Here is a 213-nt window from a genome sequence, read left to right as displayed (position 1 = left end):
TTTTGCCGCTGACGATGTTGCCGGTACCGATGGCAATGGTGTTCTCGGCGTTGGCTTTGGCACCTTTACCGATGGCGATGGCGTTGGTGCCTTTGGAGGCGGCTTGGAAGCCGACTGCCGTGGCGTATGCGCCGCTCGCGCTGGAGTCTTCGCTGTTGCGTGCCTGTACGTCGGGGTTCACTTCGCCGTCGTTGGTATGGAAGAACTTGATAC

The 213-nt window shown here is 59.6% G+C and carries 1 pseudogene; it reads right to left on the bottom strand.

The features are described 5' to 3' along the window. A pseudogene (locus tag HMPREF2954_RS06965) lies at window positions 1-213 on the bottom strand (hypothetical protein); the annotation flags it as partial.

It is taken from the genome of Neisseria sp. HMSC067H09 (assembly GCF_001814135.1).
Taxonomy (GTDB): Bacteria; Pseudomonadota; Gammaproteobacteria; order Burkholderiales; family Neisseriaceae; genus Neisseria.
Note: the sequence above shows the minus strand (reverse complement) of the source record. Positions and strands in the feature narration are given on the sequence as shown.